Source organism: Micromonospora sp. NPDC048843 (assembly GCF_040649965.1).
GTDB classification, from domain to species: Bacteria; Actinomycetota; Actinomycetes; order Mycobacteriales; family Micromonosporaceae; genus Micromonospora; species Micromonospora hortensis.
Map to the genome: position 1 here is coordinate 1 of NZ_JBEZGJ010000287.1, position 6,055 is coordinate 6,055.

4 protein-coding genes are annotated in these 6,055 nt (G+C 71.3%); 2 read left to right on the top strand and 2 right to left on the bottom strand.

Annotated features, from left to right (window positions below; translation table 11 throughout):
- Positions 1-149 precede the first annotated feature (149 nt).
- Positions 150-803 (bottom strand): MBL fold metallo-hydrolase, encoded by a 654-nt coding sequence (locus tag AB0C20_RS34675; RefSeq protein ID WP_357190314.1) that lies wholly within the window; start codon positions 801-803, stop codon positions 150-152.
- 7 nt (positions 804-810) lie between these two features.
- Positions 811-1,527: a maleylpyruvate isomerase family mycothiol-dependent enzyme gene (locus tag AB0C20_RS34680; protein WP_357190312.1), complete on the bottom strand. Its 717-nt coding sequence runs from the start codon at positions 1,525-1,527 to the stop codon at positions 811-813.
- A 178-nt stretch (positions 1,528-1,705) separates the two neighbouring features.
- Here AB0C20_RS34680 and rsgA point away from each other — a divergent pair, with 178 nt between their 5' ends.
- Together rsgA and uvrA are read left to right on the top strand one after the other, a co-directional pair.
- Complete coding sequence (gene rsgA, locus AB0C20_RS34685; protein ID WP_357190310.1) at positions 1,706-2,776, top strand: ribosome small subunit-dependent GTPase A; 1,071 nt, start codon at positions 1,706-1,708, stop codon at positions 2,774-2,776.
- 252 nt (positions 2,777-3,028) lie between these two features.
- Positions 3,029-5,974, top strand: a complete 2,946-nt coding sequence (uvrA, locus tag AB0C20_RS34690) for an excinuclease ABC subunit UvrA (RefSeq protein ID WP_357190308.1) — start codon at positions 3,029-3,031, stop codon at positions 5,972-5,974.
- The last annotated feature ends 81 nt before the right edge of the window (positions 5,975-6,055 follow it).

Genomic DNA, 6,055 nt, shown 5'->3' on the forward strand with positions numbered 1-6,055 from the left:
CGATGCCGGAGGCGACGAGCGTCGACGTCATGTCGAGAGTCCTCTCATCTTTCCCCGCATCGCACGGTGCGGCGGGGACGGACCCCCGTCGTGGTTCCGGTTTGTGCGAGGGTGCCGCCTTCGCCGGTGGGTTTGATCTTGGGAGTGGGTTACCAGCCTCTGGCTTTCCACTGGGGGAGGGCGGGGCGCTCGGCGCCCAGGGTGCTGTCCTTGCCGTGGCCCGGGTAGAACCAGGTGTCGTCCGGGAGTTGGTCGAACAGCTTGTGCTCGACGTCGCCGATCAGCGCCGCGAAGCGCTCCGGGTCCTTGTCGGTGTTACCCACCCCACCGGGGAAGAGACTGTCGCCGGTGAACAGGTGCGGGGTGCCGGCCGGGTCGCGGTAGAGCAGCGCGATCGAACCCGGGGTGTGCCCCTTGATGTGGATGACCTCCAGCGCGCAGTCGCCGACCGCCACCGTGTCGCCGTCGGCCAGCCGCTCCGCCTCGATCGGCAACCCCGACGCGTCATCGGCGTGCACCAACGCCCGGGCGCCGGTCTTGGCGACGACCTCCTCCAGTGCCACCCAGTGATCCATGTGCTGGTGGGTAGTCACCACCGAGGTGAGCCCACCGTCACCGATCAGTTCGAGCAGCCGGGGCGCCTCGTTGGCGGCGTCGATCAGCACCTGATCACCGGTGCCCGTGCAGCGCAGCAGGTAGGCGTTGTTGTCCATCGGACCCACCGACAGCTTGCTGATGGTCAGCCCGTCCAGCTCCCGAACCGCCGGTGCGCCGCCGTGCGTGACGTCTCCGCTGTATGTCATGACGTTTCTATATCCATTCCGGTGGAGTAGGCAGGGGACCGTCAGGAGTGACGGAGAGCAGGGCGCCGTCGGCGCGGCCGATCAGCCAGGCGGCGAGGTCGGGGGCGGGGCCGGCGACGACCGGGGCGTCCACGCGCTCCCCGATCACCACCTCGTGCTCGCTGCCGTCGAGGCGCAGCACCATCGACGGCGGTGTCGGCCTCATGGCGTGATGGCCGGCAGCCTCTCGCAGCAGACGGTGGGCGAATGTCTCCGACCAGTTCGCGGCCCGGTAGTCGGCGGCCAGATCGAGGTGATGTACCTCGATCTCCCGCAGCCGACCCCAGACCAGCAGCGCCGCCGGCCAGGGGCCCTTACGCGCCTGCACCGTCGCCGCCCAGGCGTCGGCCGGCATCGCCGCGACCGCCTCGGAGAACAGGTCCGCGGTGCGTCGCAGGTCGTCCAGGTGCGCGGCCGGTGGCCGGTCCGAACCGGCTTCGATGTCCGCGTTGCGGGCGTCCAGCGAGGCGTACATCGGTAGCGCCGCCCCGGTGCGGGCCGCGGTGAGCAGGTTGACGAAACCGTCCGCGTTGCGCGCCACATGCGCCAGCACGTGGCCGCGTGTCCAGCCCGGCAGCAGCGACGCGGCGGCCAGGTCCGCCGCGTCGAAAGAGGCGGCGGTACGCAGTAGTCGGCTGGTGGCCGCGTCCACCTCGCCCATCAGCAACAGCGGATCCGTGGTCACCCGTCGACCCTAGCGGTCCGCCGTCGCGCCGTCGCCGGGGAAATCGCTTTCGGCGCGTCGGTGCGGGACCTACCGTCAGCGGCAGACGCGGCACCGGGACATCGGACGGAGGTGGTGATCATGCCGGACGTGGCACGCGTGTTCCGCCATCACCAGCTTCGACACCGATGAGGATGCCATGACGATCGATCTGACCGCCCTCGGCTGGGACGCCGAGCGGACGGCGTACGCCGCGCGCCGCGGCGAGCACCAGCCGGGTCGGGTGGCCCGGGTGGACCGAGGGGTCTGCACCGTGCTCACCGCAGTCGGCCCGGTCCGGGCCAGCCTGGGTGGGGCGGTGCTGACAGTCGCCGCACGGGACCCGTCCGCGCTGCCCTGCGCCGGGGACTGGGTGCTGCTCACCCACTGGCCGGACCGCCGCGTCACAGTGGAGGCGGTGCTGCCCCGGCGAGGCGCGCTGATCCGGCGTACCGCCGGCAAGGACGCCAGCGGTCAGGTGCTGGCCGCCAACCTCGACGCCGCCGCAGTGGTGGAGCCGGTGCACCCCGAGCCGGACGTGGGCCGGATCGAGCGGCTGCTCGCCCTGGCCCACGAGTCCGGCGCCCGGCCACTTGTCGTACTGACCAAGGCGGACCTCGCGGCCGACCCGGCCGCGCTGGCCCGCCAGCTGGCCGCCGTCGCCCCCGGGGTGCGGGTGCTGCCGGTCAGCGCCGAACGTGGCCTCGGGCTGGAACCGCTGCGCGCCGAGGTGACGCCCGGCCGCACGCTCGGCCTGCTCGGCCCGTCCGGTGCGGGCAAGTCGAGCCTGGTCAACGCCCTCGTCGGGGCGGTGATGATGCCCACCCAGGCGATCCGGCGCGTCGACGGCAAGGGTCGGCACACCACCACCTGGCGGGCCCTCGTACCCATCCCCGGTGGCGGTGCGGTGATCGACACGCCCGGTGTCCGGGCGGTCGGCCTGCTCGACGGCGCGGCCGGGCTCGACCGGGCGTTCGCCGACATCGCCGGGCTGGCCGAGGGTTGCCGGTACGCCGACTGCGGCCACGACGGCGAGCCGGCCTGCGCGGTCCGGGAGGCACTGCACACCGGCGAGCTCTCCACCCGTCGGTGGGAGAGCTGGCGGCGGCTGCAGGGTGAGGTGGCCCACGAGAGCCGACGCCGGGAGGCCCGGGTGGCCGCGGAGCGACGCGGCGGGTGGCGTTCGGCGCGGCGTCGGGCCGCGCGTCCGCCGGCGCCCGGGGGCTTCTGACCGGGCGCTCGCCGGCCCCACGTACGCGGGCTTGTGGGCGGCGCTTACGCGGGGCTTGTGGGCGGCGCTTACGCGGGGCTTGTGGGCGGCGCGGCCGACCGGGCTGAGCTGGGGGAATGTGCGGGCGGGGGAAACTGTCGTACCTCGGGGCTAGAGTTGCCGAGGCGTGTTTTCCGCGCCCGCACGACCGCTCAAGACCACCCAGAGCGGGACAGATCCTTCGCTTCGTCTTCTCCCGGGAGTACACGCACCGTGGCCGACCGACTGATCATCCGTGGCGCGCGCGAGCACAACCTGCGTGACGTCAGTCTCGACCTGCCCCGGGACGCACTCATCGTGTTCACCGGGCTGTCCGGGTCGGGCAAGTCGAGCCTGGCCTTCGACACGATCTTCGCCGAGGGGCAGCGCCGCTACGTCGAGTCGCTCTCGTCGTACGCCAGGCAGTTCCTCGGCCAGATGGACAAGCCAGACGTCGACTTCATCGAGGGCCTGAGCCCTGCCGTCTCGATCGACCAGAAATCCACCTCGCGTAACCCGCGCTCGACAGTCGGCACCATCACCGAGGTCTACGACTACCTGCGTCTGCTCTACGCCCGCATCGGTGAGCCGCACTGTCCGGTCTGTGGTGAGCGCATCTCCCGGCAGAGCCCGCAGCAGATCGTCGACCGGGTCCTCGCCATGGCCGAGGGCACCAAGTTCATGGTGCTCGCCCCGGTCGTCCGTGGCCGCAAGGGCGAATACGTCGACCTCTTCGCGGAGCTCCAGGCCAAGGGCTACGCCCGGGCCCGGGTCGACGGCGTGGTGCACCCGCTGACCGAGCCGCCGAAGCTCAAGAAGCAGGAGAAGCACACCATCGAGGTGGTGATCGACCGGCTCACCGTCAAGCCGAGCGCCAAGCAGCGGCTCACCGACTCGGTCGAGGCCGCCCTGGGCCTGTCCAGCGGCCTGGTCCTGCTCGACTTCGTCGACCTTCCCGAGGACGACCCGGACCGCGAGCGCCGCTACTCCGAGCACCTGGCCTGCCCCAACGACCACCCGCTCGCCATCGAGGATCTCGAGCCTCGGGTCTTCTCCTTCAACGCGCCCTACGGCGCCTGCCCGGAGTGCACCGGCCTGGGCACCAAGAAGGAGGTCGACCCGGAGCTGCTGGTCCCCGACCCGGAGCGCAGCCTGCGTGAGGGCGCCATCCAGCCCTGGTCCACCGGGCACAACCTGGAATACTTCCTGCGCCTGCTGGAGGCGCTCGGCGAGGCCCAGCACTTCGACATCGACACCCCGTGGCGGGCGTTGCCGGCGCGGGCGCAGAAGACGATCCTGCACGGCTCCGACGACCAGGTGCACGTGCGCTACCGCAACAAGTACGGCCGTGAGCGCTCCTACTACACCGGCTTCGAGGGCGTGGTGCAGTGGATCGAGCGCCGGCACTCCGACACCGAGTCCGAGTGGTCCCGCGACAAGTACGAGGGCTACATGCGCGACGTGCCGTGCGCGGCCTGCGGCGGTGCCCGGCTCAAGCCCGAGGTGCTCGCTGTCACGCTGGCCGGCAAGAGCATCGCCGAGGTCTGCAACCTGTCAGTGGGGGAGTGCGCCGACCTGCTCGCCGGCATCGAGCTGACCGACCGGCAGAAGATGATCGCCGAGCGGGTCCTCAAGGAGATCAACGCCCGGCTGCGGTTCCTGCTCGACGTCGGCCTGGACTACCTCTCCCTGGACCGCCCGGCCGGCACGCTCTCCGGCGGTGAGGCACAGCGCATCCGGCTGGCCACCCAGATCGGCTCGGGCCTGGTGGGCGTTCTCTACGTGCTCGACGAGCCGTCGATCGGGCTGCACCAGCGCGACAACCACCGGCTGATCGAGACCCTGATCCGGCTGCGCGGGCTCGGCAACACGCTGATCGTGGTGGAGCACGACGAGGACACCATCCGCACCGCCGACTGGATCGTCGACATCGGCCCCGGCGCGGGTGAGCACGGCGGCAAGATCGTGCACAGCGGCTCGGTGCCGGCGTTGCTGAAGAACAAGGAGTCGATCACCGGGGCGTACCTGTCCGGTCGGCGGTCGATCCCGACCCCGACGGGCCGCCGCCCGCAGGACCCGGCCCGCGAGTTGGTGGTGCACGGCGCGCGGGAGCACAACCTGCGCAACCTGACCGTCTCGTTCCCGCTGGGCCAGCTGATCGCGGTCACCGGGGTCAGCGGCTCGGGCAAGTCGACGCTGGTCAACGACATCCTGTACGCGGTGCTGGCCAACCAGATCAACGGCGCCCGGCTGGTGCCCGGCCGGCACACCCGGGTCTCCGGGCTGGAGCACGTGGACAAGGTCGTCGGCGTGGACCAGTCGCCGATCGGCCGCACGCCGCGTTCCAACCCGGCCACCTACACCGGCGTCTGGGACCACGTCCGCAAGCTCTTCGCCGAGACCACCGAGGCGAAGGTGCGCGGGTACGGTCCGGGTCGGTTCTCCTTCAACGTCAAGGGCGGGCGCTGCGAGGCGTGCTCGGGTGACGGCACCATCAAGATCGAGATGAACTTCCTCCCCGACGTGTACGTCCCCTGCGAGGTCTGCAAGGGCGCCCGGTACAACCGGGAGACCCTGGAGGTTCACTACAAGGGCAAGACCGTCTCGGACGTGCTGGAGATGCCGATCGAGGAGGCCGCCGAGTTCTTCTCCGCCATCCCGGCCATCCACCGGCACCTGAAGACCCTTGTCGACGTCGGCCTGGGCTACGTCCGCCTCGGCCAGCCCGCGCCGACCCTCTCCGGCGGTGAGGCGCAGCGGGTCAAGCTCGCCTCCGAGTTGCAGAAGCGCTCCACCGGGCGGACGGTCTACGTGCTCGACGAGCCGACCACCGGTCTGCACTTCGAGGACATCCGCAAGCTGCTGATGGTGCTGGAAGGGCTGGTCGACAAGGGCAACACGGTGATCACGATCGAGCACAACCTCGACGTGATCAAGACCGCGGACTGGCTGATCGACATGGGTCCCGAGGGTGGCCACCGTGGCGGCACAGTGCTCGCCACCGGCACCCCCGAGGAGGTCGCCGAGGTGGCCGAGAGCCACACCGGCGAGTTCCTGCGCCAGGTGCTCAAGCTCGACGGCAAGGCCAAGGGTGCGGCTGCCGCCACCACCCGGGCCGCCAAGGCCAACGGTGTGACCAAGGCGCGGGCCAGCCGTAAGGTGCCGGCCGCCGCGCGCTGACCTTTCGGTGCGTGTTCGGCGGGGCGGGGGGGGGGGGGCGGCGACCCCCCCCCCCGCAGATTGCGGGTCGGGCGAGGGCCC